Genomic DNA, 20711 nt, shown 5'->3' with positions numbered 1-20711 from the left:
AGGGCCCCCAGGCCGCGAACATCACCGTGCTTGCGTGAGAACGCTCTGATCTCCTCGTGAGATCACCGGCGGGGGGCTGAACGCCCCGGCGTCGACCTGACATCGCCACCCGGCTCCGGCCGGGTGGCGATGTCTTTTTCTGCCGAGCCGGAGGGAGGGCCGACGATGCCCGGGGTCGAGGTGCAGCCGACGGCGGCCCAGGTGCGCCGCCTGCTGGAGGAGCAGCTGCCGCAGGAGCTCCGCGAGCTCCTGGACCGGCCGCCGACGCCGGTGGCGCAGGGCTGGGACAACGCGCTCTTCCGGCTCGGTCCCGCCCACGCGGTGCGCCTGCCGGTGCGCCGCGCCGCCGTCCCGTGCCTCCTCCACGAGGCGCGGTGGACGGCCGTGGCCGGCGCGCCGCTGGCCGCGCTGGGGGTCGCCGTGCCCTGGCCGGTGTTCCGCGGCCGGCCCGGCGCGGGATACCCGTGGCCCTGGGCGGTGGTCCGGTGGGTCGAGGGCGAGGCCGTCGCGACCCTGCCGCTCGCCGGTCGCGGGCGGCTCGCGGAGGACCTGGCGCTGGCCCTGACCGCGGTGCACCGGCCGGCGCCGGAGGACGCCCCCCACAACCCCCACCGGGGTGTTGCCCTCGACGCGCGGCTCCGCACGGCGCCCCCGTCCTGGCCGGCCGCGGCCGCGGTGCTCGGCGCGCGGCGGACCGGGCGGCTCCGCGGCGTCGTCGACGACGGTCTGCGCGCCGCCCCCTGGTCGCGGCCGCCGGTCTGGCTGCACGGCGATCCGCACCCGTGGAACCTCGTGCACCGGGACGGCCGGCTGGCCGGTCTCATCGACTTCGGGGACGTCTGCGCCGGGGATCCCGCGTCCGACCTCGCCGGCGCGTGGCTGGCCTTCGACGCGGACCAGCGCTCCCGCTTCCGCGCCGTCGTCGGCACGGCCGGCCGGTACGACGACGACGTGTGGCGCCGCGCCGCCGCCTGGGCCGCCCTGTACGTCGCGGCGCTGGTGGCGAACCCCGGAACCGGCCCGGACTTCGGTGCGGTGGTCCGGCACGCGGCGGCCCAGCTGGACCCGGGCTCCTGAACCCCGCTGGATCACCCACCACCGGTCCGAGGACAATGGGCCTCCCAGCGCACGGGGAGGGGCAGCTCATGGACATCGTCATCGTGCCGACCGCCGCGGACGTCGCCACGCACGCGGCCGACGTCGTCGCCGGCCGGATCGCCGAGAAGCCGGCCACCGTGCTGGGGGTGGCCACCGGGTCGTCGCCGGTCGGGATCTACCGGGAGCTGGCCCGGCGCCGGGCCGAGGGCTCGCTCGACCTCGCGCACCTCACGTGCTTCGCCCTCGACGAGTACGTCGGTCTCGCACCCGAGGACCCGCGCAGCTACGCCGCCTACCTGGACCGGGAGGTCGTCCGGCCCTTCGGTCTGGCCCCGGAGCAGGTCCGGGTGCCCGACGCCGCCCGCGCCGATCTGGGCGGGGCCGCCGAGGAGTACGAGCGGGCGATCGCCGCGGCCGGCGGCATCGACCTCCAGATCCTCGGGATCGGCAGGAACGGCCACATCGGCTTCAACGAACCGATCTCGTCGCTGTCCTCCCGCACCCGCGTCGCGGCCCTGTCCGCGCAGACGCGCGCCGACAACGCCCGCTTCTTCGACCGGCCCGACGACGTCCCCACCCACTGCCTCACCCAGGGGCTGGGCACGATCCTCGAGGCACGCCAGGTGCTCCTGGTCGCGCAGGGGGAGCGGAAGGCTGCGGCCGTCGCCGCGGCCGTGGAGGGTCCGGTGGCCGCCCGGTGCCCGGCGTCGGTGCTGCAGTTCCATCCCTGGGCCACGCTGGTGCTCGACGAGGCCGCCGCGAGCGGGCTGACGCTCGGGGAGGGCCACAGCCCTGTCCCGGACCAGGGGGATGGGCGGGGACCGGACGGTTCCGCGCCCGCGTCATGAAACGCACAGCATGCATCGCGATGCACCCGGTCGGAGCGGAGATGCCGGATCTCCGCCGGACACCGGGCCCGCCGCGCCGCGCGGAGGACAGCATCACGGTCCGACCCGTGACGTTGCAGTTGTGAACTGCCTACGATGCGCTTGCACATCAGCACTCCCAGAAGCGAGGGAACACCATGAAGAACAGTGCAGCGGGCGTGGCGACGGCGGCGGCGATCGGGCTCGTGGCCCTGACCGCGGCACCCGCGGCGGCCGCACCGGGTGATCCGATGGTCTTCACCGACTGCGCCACGGCGGCCGGGTACGGCGTCCACAACATCCCCGTGGGATCGGTCAGCCACAGCTCGAGCCTCGTCGACGACGACGGCGACGGCGTCGTGTGCGAGAGCGCCGAGTGGGCCTACGACCCCACCCGCATCCCGGTGGAGAACGAATCGGGGGGGTACACCCACACCGTCGTCGACTGGGTCCCCGGCGCCGGCCCCGGGCCGGACGCCCAGCCCGGCGAGGTGCCCGGGGTGGACCCGTACACCCAGGTCGACGAGGTGCCCGTGGGCGGCGCCGACACCGGTGCCGCCGCGGACAGCGGATCCGGCGGTCCCGTCCTCGCCGGCGGCCTGGCCCTGGTCGCGGCGGCCGCCGCGGTGGCCGTGCGCCGGCGCGGCACCGGCCGGGCGTAGCCGCTCGGAGGAGCCGATCCCCGTGACGGATCCGACCGCCGACCGTCGCAGGGGCCGCCTGGTCCCTGCGGCGGTCGTCCTCCTGCTGCTCAGCGGCTGCGCGGGCGAGTCCCCCGCGCAGCCCGCGGCCTCGTCGTCGTCGGCGGCGTCCGCCTCGCCGACGACGGCGGCGCCCTCTCCGGCGGCCGCGCCCGCCACGCCGGCCCCCGGGCCGACCGCCGCCCCGGCGCCGGAGGCGCTGCCGCCGGTGCTCACGGCGTCCGCGCCCGTGTCCGTGCGGATCCCCGCGGTGGGGGCCGAGTCAGAGCTGCTGCACCTGGGCCTGCGCCCGGACGGGTCCCTGGAGGTGCCGCCCACCCACCCCGGGGCCCCGGCCTCCTGGTACACGTCCTCGCCCACACCGGGGGAGCGGGGACCGGCCGTCCTGCTCGGCCACGTCAACGCCACCGGCGGCGGGCCCGGCGTCTTCGCGGGGCTGCGCGGCCTCGCCCCCGGCGACACCGTGGAGATCGCGCGGCAGGACGGCAGCACGGCGGTGTTCGTCGTCGACCGCGGGGAGCAGTACGCCAAGGACGCCTTCCCCACGCGCGCCGTCTACGGCAACACCGCCGGAGCGGAGCTGCGCCTGATCACGTGCGACGGCTACGACCCCGCCACCGGCCTGTTCGACGACAACTACGTGGTCTACGCGACGCTCGCCGCCTGAACCCCTGCTTCCTTCCGCGAGGTCGCATCTGTCGGCGACCGCGGGCGCCGGCGTCGCCGGCACGTGCCGTCCCGCGGACGCAGGGCGGGGACACGCCTCGTCCTGCAGGCGGAGGTGCGATCGCACACCACGGGGGAGGATGGGAGGGCGTTCCACCGTCCCGTTCCCGTTCGACCGAAGGAGATCCCCATGAGCAACCCGTATCCCCAGCAGCCCGAGGGCGCCCGCGGCGGCCCGCCGCAGTACCAGGCCACCGGTGACCAGTACGGCGCCGGTCACGGTGGCGGACATCCCGGTGCCGAGCCCCCGGAGGTCAAGCGGCTCCTGACCCTCACCCTCGTCTCGGCGGCCGTCTACCTGCTCAACGACATCGTGGGGCTGATCGTCTCGACCACCGCGGACACCACCGCGATGTACCGGGAGATGGGCCTGTCCGCCGACCAGATCGCGGTGGCCGACCAGACCGCGGGTGTCGCCACGGTCACCGGCATCGTGATGCTGGTGATCGCCCTGGGCCTGTACGCCCTGGTCTACGTGTTCCTGAAGAAGGGCAAGAACTGGGCCCGCGTCCTGGGCATCGTCCTGTCCATCCTCAGCGTGGTCGGGACGCTGATCGGCCTCCTGGGGGCCATGGCCTACGGCGGGCTCGGGATCGTCCTGCTGATCCTCGGGCTGCTGCTGGTCGTGGTGAACGTCCTGTGGCTCGTGACCGCGTTCAAGGCCCCGGTCAAGCACTGGTTCGCCCCGCGCCGCACGGCCTGATCCGCCCCGGCGCCCTCCGGGCGCCCGGCAGTCCCCACCGCAGCGCCGCCCGGCCGCCGAGGCCGGGCGGCGCTGCGCCGTGGCGGGCGGACCGGTCCGCTCAGTCGTCCGGCCCGATGACGCGGTCGCGTCCGGCGAAGAGGGCGACGACGCACAGCACCACCATGAGACCCGCCATGAGCAGCAGCGGCGGCTCCCACCGCCCGCCGGCGTCGTAGAGGGCGCCGAAGACGGCGGGGGCGATCGCGGCCAGTGCGTAGCCCACGGACTGGGCCATCCCCGACAGGGCCGCCGCCTGGCGGTGGTCGGTGGACCGGAGGCTGAACAGGGACAGCGCGACGACGATGAGGCTGCCGCAGCCGATCGACCCGAGCACGATCCACAGCAGCGTCAGCTCCGGCGCGGCGGCCAGCCCCGCGAAGGTGGTCAGGGCCAGGGCGCTGCCCGCGAAGGCCACGGGCCGCTGGTCGCCGAGCCGGTGCATGAGCGCCCCAGTGCCCAGGCTGGCGCCCATCCCGATCAGCAGGAACAGCGCCATGTGCGTGCCCGCGGCGGTCGCCGAGACGCCGTGGCTGCGCTCGATGCTCGGCAGCCACGCCATGAGCACGTAGAACGCCACCGACTGCAGGCCCATGAACAGAGTGACCTGCCAGCCCAGCGCCGACCGCCACGGGGACCGGTAGGGGCCGGGCTCCTCCTCCGGGGCCGCCGACCCGGAGCTCCCCGACCGCAGCCCGGGGGAGAGCACCACCAGCGCCACGACGGCCGGCACCGCCCACACGGCCAGGGCGAGGCGCCACCCGGCCGGACCGGCGTGGGCGATCGGGACCACCAGGGCGGAGCCGGCCGCGGCCACCGCGCCCTGGATTGACGTGTACACGCCGGTCACCTGGCTCACGCGCAGCGGGAACTCCCGCTTCACCAGCGAGGGCAGCAGCACGTTGAGGAACGCGATGCCGATGCCGACCACCGCGGTGCCCACCCACACGGCGCCCTCGACCGGCGCGGAGCGGCCGACGATCCCGGCCGTGAGCAGCAGCAGCGACAGCCACAGGGCCCGGTCCAGGCCCGTCCGGGCGGCCACCGCCGGGGCCACGGGGGAGAACAGGGCGAACATGGCCAGCGGCAGCCCGGTCAGCAGCCCGGCCTGGCCCGCGGAGATGCCGAGGTCGCGGCTGATCTCCTCGAGCAGCGGGCCGACGGTCACGAACCCCACGCGCAGGTTGACCGCGATCAGCACCACGCCGAGGAAGCCGAAGCCCAGGCGGGCCCGCCGGCCCGTGGCCGATGACGCGTTGGTGAGCACGGCGCACCCTTTCAGGAGGCAGGACGGAGGATCTCCGGACAGCGTAGACGGGGCGGCGCGCCCCGGCACGCCGCCCCGTCTCCCGCCTCCCGGAGATGATCAGCCGAGGATGAGGTTCAGGATGAACAGCAGCGGGATGGACCCCGCCCAGACCGCGGTGGTGATGCCGGACCAGCCGCGCAGCGCGTCGGTGCCCTGCAGGCCCGTGAAACGGGTGACCACCCAGAAGTAGGAGTCGTTGAAGTAGCTGAAGCACATCGAGCCGGCGGTGCACGCCACAGCGGCGACGACGGGGTCGATGCCCAGCGTGGTCACCAGCGGCGCCGAAACGGAGGCCGCCGTGATCATGGCGACCGTCCCGGAGCCCTGGGCGATGCGCACGAGCGTGGCGATCAGGAACGGCACGAGGAACGCGGGCAGCGGGGTGGAGGCGATGGCCTCGGCCAGGGCATCGCCCACCCCCGAGCTGCGGAGCACCTGGCCCAGGGCGCCGCCGGCACCGGTGATGAGCAGGATCAGACCGGCCGAGGCCGCGGCCTCGGCGAACCAGCCGTGCGCCTTGTTGCGGGGCGTCCAGCGGGGCAGGAGCACGTAGAGGGCCAGCACCATGCCGATGATCAGGGCGACCACCGGGTTGCCGATGAAGGCGAACGGGACCACCCAGGAGGAGGGCTCGTAGTCGTCGCCGCCGATGACGCCCTGGGCGTTCTGGTCGATCGCGCCCGTGACGGTGTTGAGGATGATCAGCAGCAGCGGGATGAGCAGCGGCAGGGACCCGACGAACGCACCCACCCTGTGCGGCTTGGCGCCGGCCGGCGGCTCGCCGAGGTCGAAGGCGGGGTCCGCGGTGGGACCCTCCCGCGCCTCGTCGTCGAGACCGTCCCGGGGGCCGTCGTCGAGGGCCGTGCTCGGGGTGTGGGCCCCGCCGCCCCCGACGCCTGCCGTGGCGACGGTGCCGTAGACGGCCTCGCGCACGTGCTCCTCGACCTTGGGCTCGAGCTGGGGGCCGATCCAGCGCGCGTAGATGACCACGATGGGCAGCAGCAGCACGGTGAAGGCCAGGCCCGCGAGGATGATGGCCCCCAGGTCCGCGCCGAGGATGCCGGCCACGGCCAGGGGGCCCGGGGTGGGCGGCACGAGGTGGTGGGTGAGCGTCATGCCGCAGCCCAGCGCCAGAGCCAGGGTCACGTAGCCGGCCTGCTTCACCCGGGCGATGGACCGGGCGAGCGGGTTCATGATCACGTAGCCGGAGTCGCAGAACACCGGGATGGAGACCAGGGCGCCCACGCTGCCCATCGCCCACGGCTCGCGGCCGTGGCCGAAGACGCGGAGGAAGGCGAGCGCGAGCGCGTTGGCGGCCCCCGACACCTCGAGGATCTTGCCGATGCCCACGCCGAGGCCGATCACGATGCCGATCGAGGCCAGCGTGTTGCCGAAGCCGGTGGTGATGGCCGAGACGATGTCGAGCACCGGCTGGCCCGCGACCACACCGGTGACGAGGGCGGCGATGAGCAGCGCCACGAAGGCGTCCAGGCGCGTGCGGAGCACCAGGACGATGATGGTGGCGATGCCCAGCACGAGTGCCAGGAGTAGTTGCAGATCCACGGTGATCGGCTCCTCGGGGACGTGGGAGGTCCGGCTGCTGCCCGGACGCGGGAATTGACGAGATCGGCGCTGCATGTGAGGCTAGTCACACATATGACGTCTGACAAGAGGCAGGTGATCGCCGTGGCCCCTGACCCCGACGTGCGCCCCGTCGCCCGCGTGAGGACCACCGTGGAACGGCGCGCCGATGGCTAGGAAGTCGCTGGTCGAGGCCGTCGCCGAGGACCTGCTCGAACGCATCCTCGAGGGCGAGGTGGGCCCGCACGAAGCCCTGCCTCCCGAGGCCGAGATCGCCCGGGAGGCCGACGTCAGCCGACTCACCGTCCGAGAGGCCCTCAAGGCCCTCCAGGCGCAGAACATCGTCTACGTGCGGCGCGGGCTCGGGACCTACGTGAACCCGCCCGACGCGTGGACCGGTCTCGAGGCGATCCTCAAGGCGGCCGCCCGGGGCACGACCTCGCACCAGGTGGCGCTGCGGCTGCTGGAGGTGCGGCGCATGGTGGAGACCGGCTCCGCGGAGCTGGCCGCCGTGCACGTCACCCCGCAGGACCTCGTCGCGATGGAGGACTCGGTCCGGGACCTCGAGCGCGCGCACGAGGCGCAGGACCTGGACGAGGTCACCCGCGCCGACATGGCCTTCCACGACGCCGTGCTCCGGGCCTCCGGCAATCCCTTCGTCCCCGTCCTGCTGGCCCAGCTCTCGCAGCTGCTCTACGTGGAACGCCGGGCGACCTCCGCCTTCCCCGAGGTCCAGCGGCACGCCATCGAGCACCACCGCCGGGTCCTGGAGGCCATCGGCACCCGGGACCCCGAGACCGCGCGCAAGGCCATGGAGGCCCACATCGACCAGACCTACACCGACTACGAGCACTACATCGGCCGCGGGGCCGCGCCCGGCGACCCCGCTCCCGCGCCGGGCCGGGCACCCGACCCGGCGCCCGGACCCGCCCCCGAGAGCCCCGGACCCGCTTCCCGCAGCACAGGAGATGACTGACATGACCGAGACCACCGCCTTCCCCGCCGAGCGCACCGCCGTGCTCACCGGCGCCGCCTCCGAGCGCGGCATCGGCCGCGCCACCGCCGACCTCCTCGCCGGCCAGGGCTGGAACGTCGCCGTCCTCGACATCGACGGCGACGCCGCCGCCGCGGCCGCGCAGGACATCGCCGGCCGGCACGGGGTGCAGGCCCTCGGGCTGCGCACGGACGTGTCCGACCAGGACTCCGTGAACGAGTCCGTGGCGCGGGTCGAGGCGGAGCTCCCGCCGGTCGTGGCCCTCGTCAACCTCGCGGGCATCAGCTCGCCCACGGAGTTCATGCAGGAGACCCGGGAGGCCTGGGACCGGGTCTTCGCCATCAACATGACCGGCACGTTCATGATGACCCAGCGCGTGCTGGCCGGGATGATCGAGCGCAAGGTCGGCCGTGTGGTCAGCGTCTCCTCGATCTCCGCCCAGCGCGGCGGCGGGACCTACTCCAAGGTCGCCTACAGTGCGTCCAAGGCCGCGATCATCGGCTTCACCCGGGCCGTGGCGCGCGAGATGGGCGAGCACGGGATCACCGTGAACTGCATCGCCCCCGGTCCGGTGGACACCGACATCATGGGTGGCACGCTGAGCGACGAGCGCAAGGCGGACATGTCCCAGGACATCATCGTCGGCCGCGTGGGCACCGTGCGGGACATGGCCGCCCTGCTCGCGTTCCTCGTCGGGGAGGACGCCGGATTCATCACTGCAGCGACATATGACATCAACGGGGGCCTGCAGATCTCCTAGTCGCACTGCATTCCCGGTCGCCGCGGCCGGCCCGGGGGCCGTCCCGGTCGACGCACGCCACGACGCCGGGGGCCGGTGCCCGCTCGGCACCGGCCCCCGGCGTCGTGGCGGCCCGTCCCGGCGCTGCCGCGGCGGGCCCGGACGGGCTCACCAGCGGGGGTGGATCTCCTCCCGGAAGAAGGTGTCGTAGATCCTGCGGACGCCGGCGTCGATCTCACGGCCCAGGTCCCCGGCGTCCGCCGCCGATGCGTTGCCGCGGACCTGCTCCACGCTGCGGGCCCCGGGGATCACGGTGCTGACGCCGTCCTGGGCGATGATCCACGCGATCGCGGCCTGCGCCGTGGTCACCCCGTCCGGGAGGAGCCCGGCGAACTCGCGGACGGCCTCGAGGCCCCGCTGGAAGTCCACGCCGGAGAACGTCTCCCCGACGTCGAAGGCGTCGCCGCTGCGGTTGTAGTTGCGGTGGTCGTTCTCCGCGAACCGGGTGTCCGCCGTGTACTTCCCGGACAGCAGCCCCGAGGCCAGCGGGACCCGGGCGATGATCCCCACCCCGGCCTCCTCCGCCGCCGGCAGCACGGCGTCCAGCGGCTTGAGCCGGAAGGCGTTGAGGATGATCTGGACGGTGGCGGTGCTGCCGCGGGCGATGGCCGCGAGCGCCTCGTCGGTGCGCTCCACGCTGACGCCGTAGTGGCGGACGGCGCCCTCCTCGACCAGGGTGTCCAGGGCGTCGTAGACCTCCTGGTCGCTGTAGACCGGCGTGGGCGGGCAGTGCAGCTGGACCAGGTCGAGGGTGTCGGTGCCCAGGTTCCGGCGCGAGCGGTCCACCCACTGCCGGAAGTTCGCGAGCGTGTAGTTCTCCGGGACCTGGTCCACACGGCGGCCCATCTTCGTGGCCACGGTGATGTCCAGGTCGGGGCGCTCGCGCAGGAACGCGCCGATGGTCTGCTCGCTGCGGCCGTCGCCGTAGACGTCGGCGGTGTCGAAGAACGTCACCCCCGACTCCACGGCGGCCTCCAGCACGGCGGTGGCCTCGGCCGGGTCGACGTCCCCCCAGTCCGCGCCCAGCTGCCACGTGCCCAGGCCCACGGTGGAGACCTTCCGTCCGGTCCTGCCGAGTGTGCGTTGTTCCATGCGTAGAATCCCGTTCCGCGATCGGTGGAGGGTCTCCCGGGAGCCCGGGGGACGGCGGCCCGCGGATGCGGGAGCGCCGGGGACCACCATGCGGTGCGACATGTCCGCCGCGCAAGCACCGGGGAGGGCCCGGTGCTTGCGCGGGCCTGCTCCACTGGGTCCGTCCGGTGCCGTGCAGTACCGTTCTGGCCATGACCGTCGAGGGTGGTGCGAACTCCGCACGGCCTCCGCGCGCCCCCAACATCCGGGACGTGGCCCGTGCGGCCGGGGTCTCCCACCAGACCGTCTCCCGGGTGATCAACGGGCACCCCGCGCTGCGCGACTCGACCCGTCAGCGGGTGCTGCAGGCCATGGAGGAGCTGCGCTTCCGGCCCAACCGGGCGGCTCGCGCCCTGGTCACGAGCGAGTCCAGGACCATCGGCGCCCTCGTCTCCTCGGGCGCCGAGTACGGCCCGTCGGCGAGCCTCCGGGCGGTCGAAACGGCTGCCGACGAGGCCGGCTACGTGGTGGACACCGCCCACATCGACCACGCGGACCGCGCCTCCATCGAGTCCGCCCTGGACCGGATGGTCGCCCACGCGGTGGAGGGGCTGGTGATCCTCGCGCCGCAGTCGCGCACGCTGGAGGTGATCGAGCAGCTGTCCATCCGGATCCCGTTCGTCACCGTGCACTCCCTGCACAGCGAGGACCACCGGATGTCGGTCGACCAGCTGGCCGGTGCCCGGTCGGCCACCCGTCACCTGCTGGAGCTGGGGCACCAGCGCGTGGTCCACGTCCCCGGTCCCGAGGGCTGGGTCGAGACGGACGCCCGCCGGCAGGGCTACCGCGAGGAGATGACCGCCTGGGGGTTCGAGCCCGTGGTGGTCCCCGCGGGTGCGTGGACGGCGGAATCCGGCTACCGCGCGGGGCTCGGACTGCGCGGGGGGAGGGGGTTCAGCGCGGTCTTCTCCGGCAACGACCACATCGCGCTGGGCCTCGTCCACGCCTTCGTCGAGGCCGGCCTGGACGTGCCGGGGGACGTGAGCGTGGTGGGCTTCGACGACGTCCCGGAGGCCGCGCACTTCCTGCCGCCGCTGACCACGGTGCGCCAGGACTTTCCCGAGCTGGGCCGGCGGTGCATGGCGGTGCTGCTCGCCGAGCTGCGGGGGGAGCAGCCGGTCCGGCCGGGGGACGTGGAGCCCGTGCTCGTGGTGCGCGGCTCCACGGCCGCGCCCGCGATCACATCCGGCGGGGGCCGGTAGGCGTCGGGCACAGCCGTTACCAAACCGTTATCGAGTGATGTGGGACACGTGGTTCCGCGCTGGGGTAGGTTGGCCCGAACATCAGATGTGACCGTTCACATTCCGAGAGGGCACGGCCGGTGGCCCCCCTCCCGGAGCGTGCGGCTCGAACGACAACGAGGTCCTCCGTGAGCCAGCCCAGCCCAGATCCCACGTACGTCATCGGCGTCGACTACGGCACCCTGTCGGGGCGGGCCGTCGTCGTGCGGGTGCACGACGGCGCCGAGATGGGCTCCGCGGTGCACGAGTACCGGCACGCCGTGATGGACACCGTGCTCGCCGCCACGGGGGAGCCCCTGCCGCCGGAGTGGGCGCTCCAGGTGCCCGCGGACTACGTGGACGTCCTGCGGCAGGCGGTGCCCGCCGCCGTCCGCGCCGCCGGCGTGGACCCCCGCGCCGTGGTGGGCGTGGGCACCGACTTCACCGCGTGCACCATGGTCCCCGTCCGGGCCGACGGCACGCCCCTCAACGAGCTGCCCGGTCTGGCAGGACGTCCGCACGCCTACGTGAAGCTGTGGCGCCACCACGCCGCGCAGGGCCAGGCCGACCGCATCAACGAGCTCGCGGCCCGGCGCGGGGAGCGGTGGCTGGCCCGCTACGGCGGCCTCATCTCCAGCGAGTGGGAGTTCGCCAAGGGCCTGCAGCTGCTCGAGGAGGACCCCGAGCTCTACCACCTCATGGACCACTGGGTGGAGGCCGCCGACTGGATCGTGTGGCAGCTGACGGGCACCTACGTGCGCAACGCGTGCTCCGCCGGGTACAAGGGCATCCTGCAGGACGGCGAGTACCCCGACCGCGAGTTCCTGGGCTCCCTGAACCCCGAGTTCGCCGGGTTCGCGCAGGACAAGGTCGACCACCCGATCGGGGCCCTCGGCGCCGCTGCGGGCACGCTCAGCGCGCAGGCCGCGGAGTGGACGGGCCTGCCCGCCGGCATCGCCGTGGCGGTGGGCAACGTCGACGCGCACGTGAGCGCTCCCGCCGCCCGGGCCACCGCACCGGGGCAGATGGTGGCGATCATGGGCACCTCCACCTGTCACGTCATGAGCTCCGACACCCTGCGCGAGGTCCCGGGGATGTGCGGCGTGGTGGACGGCGGCATCATCGACGGGTTCTACGGCTACGAGGCCGGGCAGTCCGGGGTGGGCGACATCTTCGGCTGGTTCACGGCCCACTTCGTGCCGGGACAGCTCCAGGAGGAGGCCGCCGCGCGCGGACTGAGCGTGCACGAGCTGCTCACCGAGCAGGCGAGCCGCGAACCGGTGGGCGCCCACGGGCTCCTGGCCCTGGACTGGCAGTCCGGCAACCGGTCCGTGCTCGTGGACCACGAGCTCTCCGGACTGCTCGTGGGCCTCACCCTGGCCACCCGCCCGCACGAGGTGTACCGGGCCCTCTTGGAGGCCACCGCCTTCGGGACCCGCACGATCGTCGAGGCCTTCGCCGCCGCCGGGATCCCCGTCACGGAGTTCGTGGCGGCCGGCGGGCTGATCAAGAACTCGTTCCTCATGCAGATCTACGCCGATGTGCTCGGCATGCCGATCTCGGTGATCGGCAGCGACCAGGGCCCGGCCCTGGGCTCCGCCATCCACGCGGCCGTGGCCGCCGGCGCCTACCCGGACGTCCGGGCGGCGGCCGCGGCGATGGGCCGGCTCGAGCGCAACGCCTACACCCCGAACCCCGCGCACACCGAGGCCTACTCCGTCCTGTACGAGGACTACACCGCGCTGCACGACCACTTCGGCCGCGGCGGCAGCGACGTCATGCGCCGGCTCAAGGCGCTCCGGCGCACCGCCCGCTCCACCCAGGAGATCTCCGCATGAACGCCCTGACGCCCGAGCTCGAGGAACGCGTCGCCCGCGTGCGGCGCGAGGTCGCGGACCTGCACGCCGAGCTGGTCCGCTACGGGCTGGTGGTCTGGACGGCGGGCAACGTGTCCGGACGGGTCCCCGGCACGGACCTCTTTGTGATCAAGCCCAGCGGCGTCAGCTACGACGACCTCGCCCCGGAGAACCAGATCCTGTGCGACCTGGACGGCCGGCCGGTGCCCGGGACCCCCGGCGCGGAGCGCACGCCGTCCAGCGACACCGCCGCCCACGCCTACGTCTACCGGCACCTGCCGGAGGTCGGGGGAGTGGTCCACACCCACTCGCCCTACGCCACCGCCTGGGCGGCCCGCGGCGAGTCCATCCCCTGCGTCCTGACCGCCATGGCGGACGAGTTCGGCGGGGAGATCCCCGTGGGGCCCTTCGCGATCATCGGCGACGACTCGATCGGGCGCGGCATCGTGGAGACCCTCTCCGGCCACCGCTCGCGCGCGGTCCTCATGCTCAACCACGGGCCCTTCACCGTCGGCAAGGACGCCCGGGACGCCGTCAAGGCCGCGGCCATGCTCGAGGACGTGGCCCGCACCGTGCACCTCTCCCGCCAGCTGGGCGAGCCGCTGCCCATCGAGCCGGCCCACGTCGACTCCCTGTTCGACCGCTACCAGAACGTCTACGGCCAGCAGCCCGCCGCCGTCCCAACCACCCCAGGAGCGCCCTCCCGTGAATCCTCTGCCCACCGCCCTTGACCACTACGAGGTCTGGTTCCTCACCGGCAGCCAGGACCTCTACGGCGAGGACACGCTGCGCCAGGTGGCCGAGCAGTCCCGCGAGATCGTCCGCATGCTCGGCGAGGCCGGGCTGCCCGTCGAGGTGGTCTGGAAGCCCACGCTGAAGGACGCGGACTCGATCCGCCGCACCGCCCTCGAGCTCAACGCCGCGGACGGCGTGATCGGCGCGATCGCCTGGATGCACACCTTCAGCCCGGCCAAGATGTGGATCACCGGCCTGGACGCGCTGCGCAAGCCGCTGCTCCACCTGCACACCCAGATCAACGTCGCGCTGCCCTGGGGCGAGATCGACTTCGACTTCATGAACCTCAACCAGGCCGCCCACGGCGACCGCGAGTTCGGCTACATCCAGACCCGGCTCGACGTCCCGCGCAAGACCGTGGTGGGCCACGTCTCGACCCCCGGCGTCACCGCGCAGATCGCGTCCTGGCAGCGCGCGTGCGCCGGCCGGGCTGCGGTGCAGGGGCTCAAGGTGGCCCGGTTCGGCGACAACATGCGCAACGTCGCCGTGACCGAGGGCGACAAGACGGAGGCCGAGCTGCAGTTCGGGGTCTCCGTGAACACCTGGGGCGTCAACGACCTCGTGGTCGTGGTGGACGCCCAGTCCGAGGACCGCGTGGACGAGCTCGTCGCCGAGTACGAGGAGCTCTACGACGTGGCCCCCGAGCTGCGCCGCGGCGGCGAGCGCCACGAGTCCCTGCGCTGCGGGGCCCGGCAGGAGCTCGGGATGCTCCAGTTCCTGGAGGAGGGCGGCTTCGGGGCCTTCACCACGAACTTCGAGGACCTCGGCGGGCTGCGCCAGCTGCCGGGCCTCGCCGTGCAGCGGCTCATGGCCCGCGGCTACGGGTTCGGGGCGGAGGGCGACTGGAAGACGGCCCTGCTGGTGCGGGCCGCCAAGGTGATGGGCGCCGGGCTGCCCGGGGGCGCATCCCTCATGGAGGACTACACGTACCACCTGGTGCCGGGGGAGGAGAAGATCCTCGGGGCCCACATGCTGGAGATCTGCCCGAGCCTCACCACGGCGCGGCCCTCCCTCGAGGTGCACCCCCTGGGCATCGGCGGGCGGGAGGACCCCGTGCGCCTCGTGTTCGACACCGACGCCGGCCCCGGCGTGGTCGTGGCGATGTCCGACCTGCGGGACCGCTTCCGGCTCACCGCCAACACCGTGGACGTCGTGCCCCCGGACGCCCCGCTCCCGCACCTGCCGGTGGCCCGGGCCGTCTGGCGGCCGCACCCCGACCTCGCGACCTCGGCCGCGGCCTGGCTCACCGCCGGCGCCGCCCACCACACGGTCCTCACCACCGCGGTGGGCGCCGAGGTGATCCAGGACTTCGCCGACATGACCCGCACCGAGCTGCTCGTCATCGACGACTCCACCACCCTGCGGGAGTTCCAGCGCGAGGTGCGGTGGAACGCGGCGTACCACCGGCTCGCCCAGAAGCTCTGACCGCGGGCACCACGACTCCGCACGACCACTGCGACCGCTCACGGACACCACGACCGCTCACGACCACCACGACCACCGGGCAGTGCGGCCCGGACCGACGAAAGGCACGACCATGACACTGAAGAAGACCCTCACCGGGGTGACCGCCCTGACCCTCGCCCTGGGCCTCACGGCCTGCGGCGGCAACCGCGGCGCCGGCGCCGAGGAGAGCTCGAACGAGGGCGCCCGGATCGGCGTGGCCATGCCCACGCAGCAGTCCGAGCGCTGGATCGCCGACGGCGAGAACGTCAAGGCCCAGCTCGAGGAGCTCGGCTACGAGGTGGACCTCCAGTACGCCAACGACGACATCCCCACGCAGATCTCGCAGATCGAGAACATGATCAACGGCGGGGCCAAGGCCCTGGTGGTCGCCTCGATCGACGGCACCACGCTGACCAGCGTGCTCGACACGGCCGAGACCCAGGAGATCCCCGTGATCGCCTACGACCGCCTCATCAACGAGTCGGACACCGTGGACTACTACACGACCTTCGACAACTACGAGGTCGGCGTCCAGCAGGGCACGTCGCTGCTCACCGGGCTCGGGGTCCTCGACGAGAACGGCGAGCCGACCGGCGAGAAGGGCCCGTTCAACGTGGAGCTCTTCGCCGGCAGCCCCGACGACAACAACGCGACCTTCTTCTGGAACGGTGCGATGGACACGCTGAAGCCGTACCTGGACGACGGCACGCTCAACGTCCCCAGCGGCCAGACGGAGTTCGAGCAGGCCGCCATCCTGCGCTGGCTGCCGGACACCGCCCAGGACCGGATGGAGGACCTCATCACGGTGGGCGGCGGCGACCAGCTCGACGGCGTGCTCTCCCCCTACGACGGCCTCTCGATCGGCATCATCTCCGCGCTGCGCTCCGGCGGCTACTCCCAGGACGAGCTGCCCGTGGTGACCGGCCAGGACGCCGAGGTCGGCTCCGTGAAGTCCATCGTCAACGACGAGCAGTACTCCACCATCTTCAAGGACGTCCGCGAGCTCGGCGAGCGCGCGGTGCTCATGGTGGACTCCCTGATGAAGGGCGAGGAGCCCGAGGTCAACGACGAGGAGACCTACGACAACGGCGTGAAGGTGGTCCCCGCCTACCTCCTCGAGTCGCAGATCGTCACGAAGGACAACTACCAGGAGGCCCTCGTGGACAGCGGCTACTACGAGGCGTCCGAGCTCGAGTGACCGCGAGCGGCCGGGCGGCCCGACGCCGCCCGGCCGCTCCACCCCCCCCACCATCCAGCTCGAGACGAGGAGGCCCGCATGAGCGAGCACGTTCTGGAGATGCGCCGGATCAGCAAGTCCTTCCCCGGCGTCAAGGCGCTGCAGGACGTCACCCTGGCCGTCGCCCCCGGCGAGGTCCACGCGATCTGCGGGGAGAACGGCGCCGGCAAGTCCACCCTCATGAAGGTGCTGTCCGGCGTGTACCCCCACGGCACCTACGAGGGGGACATCGTCCTGGAGGGCCAGACCGTGTCCTTCCGGGACATCAAGGACAGCGAGCGCAGCGGGGTGGTCATCATCCACCAGGAGCTGGCGCTGTCCCCGTTCCTGTCCGTCGCGGAGAACATCTTCCTCGGCAACGAGCGCGCCACCCGCGGGGTCATCAACTGGAACGAGACCAACGCCAGGGCCGCCGACCTGCTCCGGCGCGTGGGCCTCGACGTGAACCCGAGCGTCCCCGCCGGGGACATCGGGGTGGGCAAGCAGCAGCTCGTGGAGATCGCGAAGGCGCTCTCCAAGGACGTGAAGCTGCTCATCCTCGACGAGCCCACGGCGGCCCTCAACGACGAGGACTCCGCGCACCTGCTGGGTCTCGTCCGGGGGCTGCGCGAGGACGGGATCACCTGCATCATCATCAGCCACAAGCTCAACGAGATCCGGGCGATCGCCGACTCCGTGACGATCCTGCGCGACGGGCAGACCATCGAGACCCTCAGCCTGCACGACGGGTCGGTCACCGAGGACCGGATCATCAAGGGCATGGTGGGCCGCGAGCTCACCAACCGGTACCCGGCCCGGGTCCCCGAGATCGGCGCGGAGGTGCTCCGGGTCGAGGACTGGACCGTGCACCACCCCCGGGAGCACTCGCGGGTGGTCGTGGACGGGGTGCACCTGAGCCTGCGGGCGGGGGAGATCGTGGGCATCGCCGGGCTCATGGGCGCCGGGCGCACGGAGCTGGCCATGAGCATCTTCGGGCGCAGCTACGGGGCCAACATCACCGGACGGATGTACAAGAACGGCCAGGAGATCACGGCGCGGACCGTCAGCGAGGCGATCCGGCACGGCATCGCGTACGCCACGGAGGACCGCAAGCGCTACGGGCTCAACCTCATCGACGACATCAAGCGGAACATCTCCTCGGCGGCCCTGGGCAAGCTCACGTCCGCCGGCTGGGTGGACGGCGGGCGCGAGACGCTGGTGGCGCAGGAGTACCGGACCAGCATGAACATCAAGGCGCCCTCGGTGTCCTCGATCACCGGCAAGCTCTCCGGCGGAAACCAGCAGAAGGTCGTCCTGTCCAAGTGGATGTTCGCCGACCCCGACGTGCTCATCCTCGACGAGCCGACCCGCGGCATCGACGTGGGCGCGAAGTACGAGATCTACACGATCATCAACGCGCTGGCCGCGCAGGGGAAGGCGGTGCTGGTGATCTCCTCCGAGCTGCCGGAGCTGCTGGGGATCTGCGACCGGATCTACACGCTCGCCGAGGGCCGGATCACCGCCGACCTGCCCATCGCCGAGGCCACCCCCGAACGACTCATGCAGCACATGACCAAGGAAAAGGACTGACCCATGGTTTCCACCCTCGCCGACGAGGAGCGGGCCCTCGCCAGCAGAAGCCCCCAGAAGAACTCCACCGTGGCCGGCGCCGGCCGGTTCCTGATGAGCCGCCTCCGCCAGATCGGCATCTTCCTGGCCCTGCTGGTGATCGTGACCCTGTTCCAGGCCCTGACCGGAGGGGCGCTGCTCCAGCCGGACAACGTCTACAACATCATCGTCCAGAACAGCTACATCCTGCTGCTGGCGATCGGCATGGTCATGATCATCGTGGCCGGGCACATCGACCTCTCGGTCGGCTCGGTGGCCGCGTTCGTGGGCGCCATGTCCGGGATCATGATCCGGGACTGGAGCCTGCCGTGGTGGGTGGCCCTCGTCGCCTCCCTCGCGGTCGGCGCGCTCGTCGGGGCCTGGCAGGGCTTCTGGGTGGCCTACATCGGGATCCCTGCGTTCATCGTCACCCTCGCCGGCATGCTCGTCTTCCGCGGTCTGACGCAGATCGTGCTCGAGAACCAGCGGATCACCGGCTTCCCGCAGGAGTACCGCCAGCTCGGCGGCGGCTCCCTCTTCCCGGGCCTGTTCCCGCCGGCGACCAACATCCTGGACTGGACCACGGTGGGCATCGGCCTCATCGCCACGGCGCTGCTCGTGGTCAGCCAGCTCCGGGGCCGGGCCAACCGCGCCAAGCTCCAGCTCGAGGACGAGCCGCGCGCCTGGTTCCTCACGCGCCTGGTCTTCGGCGTCGTCGTCATCCTCGCGCTCACCTTCCTGCTGGCCAGCTCGCGCGGCGGCACGCCGATCGTGCTCGTGGTCCTCGGCGTGCTGGTGGTCGCCTACAGTGCCGTGATGAACCGGACGGTGTTCGGCCGTCACGTCTACGCCCGCGGCGGGAACCTCCAGGCCGCGCAGCTCTCCGGCGTGAACACCAAGCGCGTCGACTTCCTGCTGTTCGTCAACATGGGCGTGCTGGCCGCCCTCGCCGGCCTGGTGTTCACCGGCCGGCTCAACTCCGCCGGTCCGGGCGCCGGAAGCCTGTTCGAGCTGGACGCGATCGCCGCGGCCTTCATCGGCGGCGCCGCCGTGACCGGCGGGGTGGGCACGATCATCGGCGCCATCACCGGCGGTCTCATCATGGGCGTGCTCAACAACGGCATGTCCCTCATGGGGGTGGGGATCGACTACCAGCAGTTCATCAAGGGCCTGGTGCTGCTGCTGGCGGTCGGCTTCGACGTGTTCAACAAGCGCCGCGCCTCGAACGCCCTGAAATGACCACGCCCGCCCCGGGGTCCTTCGGGACGCTGCCCGGCGGGCGGGAGGTCGCCGTGCACACCCTGACCGCCCCGGGCGGACCGGTGCTGCGGGTCCTGGACCTCGGCGCCACGGTCCAGGCCCTGCACCTGCCCGACCGGGCCGGGGGCCCGGGCACCAACGTAGTGCTGGGCCACCCGGACGCCGCCGCCTGCGCAGCGGCCCCGGAGGCCTTCCTCGGGGCGGTGGTCGGCCGGTACGCCAACCGGATCGCCGGCGCCCGCTTCCCCCTCGACGGGGAGCTCGTGCAGCTGGCGGCCAACGAGGGCGGCAACACCCTGCACGGAGGCCCCGACGGCTTCCACCGCCGGCTCTGGCGGACGGTCTCCGCGGGCCGCGACCGGCTGGTGCTGGAGCTGGTCAGCCCGGCCGGGGACCAGGGCTTTCCCGGAGAGCTCACCGTGCGCGCCACCTACACCGTGAACGGCCGCACCGTCGCCCTGGACCTGGAGGCCCGCACCGACGCCCCCACCGTGGTCAACCTCGCCGGCCACGCCTACCTCAACCTCGCCGGCGAGGGAGCGGGGACGGTCGAGGACCACCTGCTCACGGTCGCCGCCGACCACTACCTGCCCGTCGGCCGGGACGGGCTGCCCACCGGCGGCCTGGCCCCGGTCGCCGGCACCCCGCTGGACCTCACCACTCCGGGGCGGCTGGGGGAGCGGATGCGCTCGGAGCACCCGCACGTCGCGGCCGTGGGCGGGATCGACCACTCCTTCCACCTGCGCGGCACCGGGCTGCGCGCCGCCGCCCGGCTGGAGCACCCGGCCGGCGGGCGCTCCGTGGAGCTGTGGACCGACCAGCCGGCCCTGCAGGTCTACACCGGCAACGCGCTCGACGGCGCCATCACCGGCCCCGGCGGGCGGGGCTATCCGCGGGGCGCGGGCCTCGCCCTGGAGCCCCAGCGCCACCCGGACTCGCCGAACCGGCCGGAGCTCTCCGACCCGGTGCTGCGGCCGGGCGAGACCTACCGCTCCCGCACGGAGTGGCGCTTCCGGTACTAGCGGCCGCCGGCCTTCTTCTCGCGACGCTTGGCCATGACACGGCTGAAGAGCGCGGTGCCGACCATGAAGAGGATCTTTCGCATGCTGATGCTCCTTCTGTGCTGTGGTGCCCGGATGACGTGCTCGGTCAACGCTACGGGCTCTTCCCGCAAAAGGTAAGTGAGCTGAAGAGTTTTCGGCCGAGAGCGAGCACACCGGAAGGCTCCCCGGGTCAGCGGGCGCGGGGGCGGGGCCGTCCGTGATCGTGCTGAAGCGCAGCGCCACGGCCACGAGCAGCCCGCCCAGGACATTGCCCAGACAGCACAGCCCGAGCAGGCGCACCGCCCCTCCGGTGCCGGGCC

Annotated in this window: 19 protein-coding genes; 15 read left to right on the top strand and 4 right to left on the bottom strand. The window is 72.9% G+C overall.

What is annotated here, in order from left to right; genetic code table 11:
- Positions 1–165 precede the first annotated feature (165 nt).
- From ACFYE3_RS17830 to ACFYE3_RS17810, 5 genes are all read left to right on the top strand, one after another.
- Positions 166–1077 (top strand): phosphotransferase, encoded by a 912-nt coding sequence (locus ACFYE3_RS17830; protein ID WP_387611442.1) that lies wholly within the window; start codon positions 166–168, stop codon positions 1075–1077.
- Between the two features lie 68 nt (positions 1078–1145).
- Positions 1146–1946: a glucosamine-6-phosphate deaminase gene (gene nagB, locus ACFYE3_RS17825; protein ID WP_387611439.1), complete on the top strand. Its 801-nt coding sequence runs from the start codon at positions 1146–1148 to the stop codon at positions 1944–1946.
- Positions 1947–2122: 176 nt separating this feature from the next.
- A complete protein-coding gene (locus ACFYE3_RS17820; RefSeq protein ID WP_387611437.1) occupies positions 2123–2626 on the top strand; it encodes a hypothetical protein in 504 nt (167 codons plus the stop codon).
- A gap of 22 nt (positions 2627–2648) precedes the next feature.
- The gene (locus tag ACFYE3_RS17815; protein ID WP_387611434.1) at positions 2649–3332 is read left to right on the top strand and encodes a class F sortase; all 684 of its coding nucleotides are present in this window, start codon (positions 2649–2651) and stop codon (positions 3330–3332) included.
- Between the two features lie 189 nt (positions 3333–3521).
- Positions 3522–4094, top strand: a complete 573-nt coding sequence (locus ACFYE3_RS17810) for a hypothetical protein (RefSeq protein ID WP_387611432.1) — start codon at positions 3522–3524, stop codon at positions 4092–4094.
- A 100-nt stretch (positions 4095–4194) separates the two neighbouring features.
- On the opposite strand, the gene ACFYE3_RS17805 is transcribed toward ACFYE3_RS17810, so the two are convergent.
- Positions 4195–5400, bottom strand: a complete 1206-nt coding sequence (locus ACFYE3_RS17805) for an MFS transporter (RefSeq protein ID WP_387611429.1) — start codon at positions 5398–5400, stop codon at positions 4195–4197.
- 99 nt (positions 5401–5499) lie between these two features.
- Positions 5500–7005 carry a GntP family permease gene (locus ACFYE3_RS17800; protein WP_387611426.1) on the bottom strand — a complete coding sequence of 502 codons (1506 nt, stop codon included), beginning with the start codon at positions 7003–7005 and terminating at the stop codon, positions 5500–5502.
- A gap of 187 nt (positions 7006–7192) precedes the next feature.
- On the opposite strand from ACFYE3_RS17800, the gene ACFYE3_RS17795 reads away from it, so the two are divergent.
- The gene (locus ACFYE3_RS17795; RefSeq protein WP_387611423.1) at positions 7193–7999 is read left to right on the top strand and encodes a FadR/GntR family transcriptional regulator; all 807 of its coding nucleotides are present in this window, start codon (positions 7193–7195) and stop codon (positions 7997–7999) included.
- A 1-nt stretch (position 8000) separates the two neighbouring features.
- Entirely contained in the window at positions 8001–8777 is a 777-nt protein-coding gene (locus ACFYE3_RS17790) for an SDR family NAD(P)-dependent oxidoreductase (protein WP_387611420.1), read from the top strand.
- A 147-nt stretch (positions 8778–8924) separates the two neighbouring features.
- Here the strand turns inward: ACFYE3_RS17790 and ACFYE3_RS17785 are convergent, their stop codons facing one another.
- A complete protein-coding gene (locus ACFYE3_RS17785) occupies positions 8925–9908 on the bottom strand; it encodes an aldo/keto reductase (RefSeq protein ID WP_387611417.1) in 984 nt (327 codons plus the stop codon).
- 191 nt (positions 9909–10099) lie between these two features.
- Here ACFYE3_RS17785 and ACFYE3_RS17780 point away from each other — a divergent pair, with 191 nt between their 5' ends.
- The 8 genes from ACFYE3_RS17780 to ACFYE3_RS17745 all read left to right on the top strand — a co-directional run bounded on the left by ACFYE3_RS17780 (position 10100) and on the right by ACFYE3_RS17745 (position 20370).
- Positions 10100–11149 (top strand): LacI family DNA-binding transcriptional regulator, encoded by a 1050-nt coding sequence (locus ACFYE3_RS17780; RefSeq protein ID WP_387611415.1) that lies wholly within the window; start codon positions 10100–10102, stop codon positions 11147–11149.
- 167 nt (positions 11150–11316) lie between these two features.
- Positions 11317–13005 (top strand): ribulokinase, encoded by a 1689-nt coding sequence (gene araB, locus ACFYE3_RS17775; RefSeq protein ID WP_387611412.1) that lies wholly within the window; start codon positions 11317–11319, stop codon positions 13003–13005.
- A complete protein-coding gene (locus ACFYE3_RS17770) occupies positions 13002–13754 on the top strand; it encodes an L-ribulose-5-phosphate 4-epimerase (RefSeq protein ID WP_387611409.1) in 753 nt (250 codons plus the stop codon). Before araB ends, ACFYE3_RS17770 begins: the two co-directional genes overlap by 4 nt.
- Positions 13729–15243: an L-arabinose isomerase gene (gene araA / locus ACFYE3_RS17765; protein WP_387611407.1), complete on the top strand. Its 1515-nt coding sequence runs from the start codon at positions 13729–13731 to the stop codon at positions 15241–15243. Before ACFYE3_RS17770 ends, araA begins: the two co-directional genes overlap by 26 nt.
- A gap of 112 nt (positions 15244–15355) precedes the next feature.
- Positions 15356–16462 (top strand): multiple monosaccharide ABC transporter substrate-binding protein, encoded by a 1107-nt coding sequence (gene chvE / locus ACFYE3_RS17760; RefSeq protein WP_387611405.1) that lies wholly within the window; start codon positions 15356–15358, stop codon positions 16460–16462.
- 78 nt (positions 16463–16540) lie between these two features.
- Positions 16541–18070 (top strand): multiple monosaccharide ABC transporter ATP-binding protein, encoded by a 1530-nt coding sequence (gene mmsA / locus ACFYE3_RS17755; RefSeq protein ID WP_387611403.1) that lies wholly within the window; start codon positions 16541–16543, stop codon positions 18068–18070.
- 93 nt (positions 18071–18163) lie between these two features.
- The gene (mmsB, locus tag ACFYE3_RS17750) at positions 18164–19327 is read left to right on the top strand and encodes a multiple monosaccharide ABC transporter permease (protein ID WP_368833537.1); all 1164 of its coding nucleotides are present in this window, start codon (positions 18164–18166) and stop codon (positions 19325–19327) included.
- Positions 19324–20370, top strand: a complete 1047-nt coding sequence (locus tag ACFYE3_RS17745; protein WP_387611401.1) for an aldose epimerase family protein — start codon at positions 19324–19326, stop codon at positions 20368–20370. The genes mmsB and ACFYE3_RS17745 overlap by 4 nt, the downstream gene beginning before the upstream one ends.
- On the opposite strand, the gene ACFYE3_RS17740 is transcribed toward ACFYE3_RS17745, so the two are convergent.
- Entirely contained in the window at positions 20367–20501 is a 135-nt protein-coding gene (locus ACFYE3_RS17740) for a hypothetical protein (RefSeq protein ID WP_387611399.1), read from the bottom strand. The two genes, ACFYE3_RS17745 and ACFYE3_RS17740, sit on opposite strands and share 4 nt — an antisense overlap.
- Between the last annotated feature and the right edge of the window lie 210 nt (positions 20502–20711).

The organism is Kocuria arenosa, assembly GCF_042879215.1.
Lineage (GTDB): Bacteria > Actinomycetota > Actinomycetes > Actinomycetales > Micrococcaceae > Kocuria > Kocuria arenosa.
Note: the sequence above shows the minus strand (reverse complement) of the source record. Positions and strands in the feature narration are given on the sequence as shown.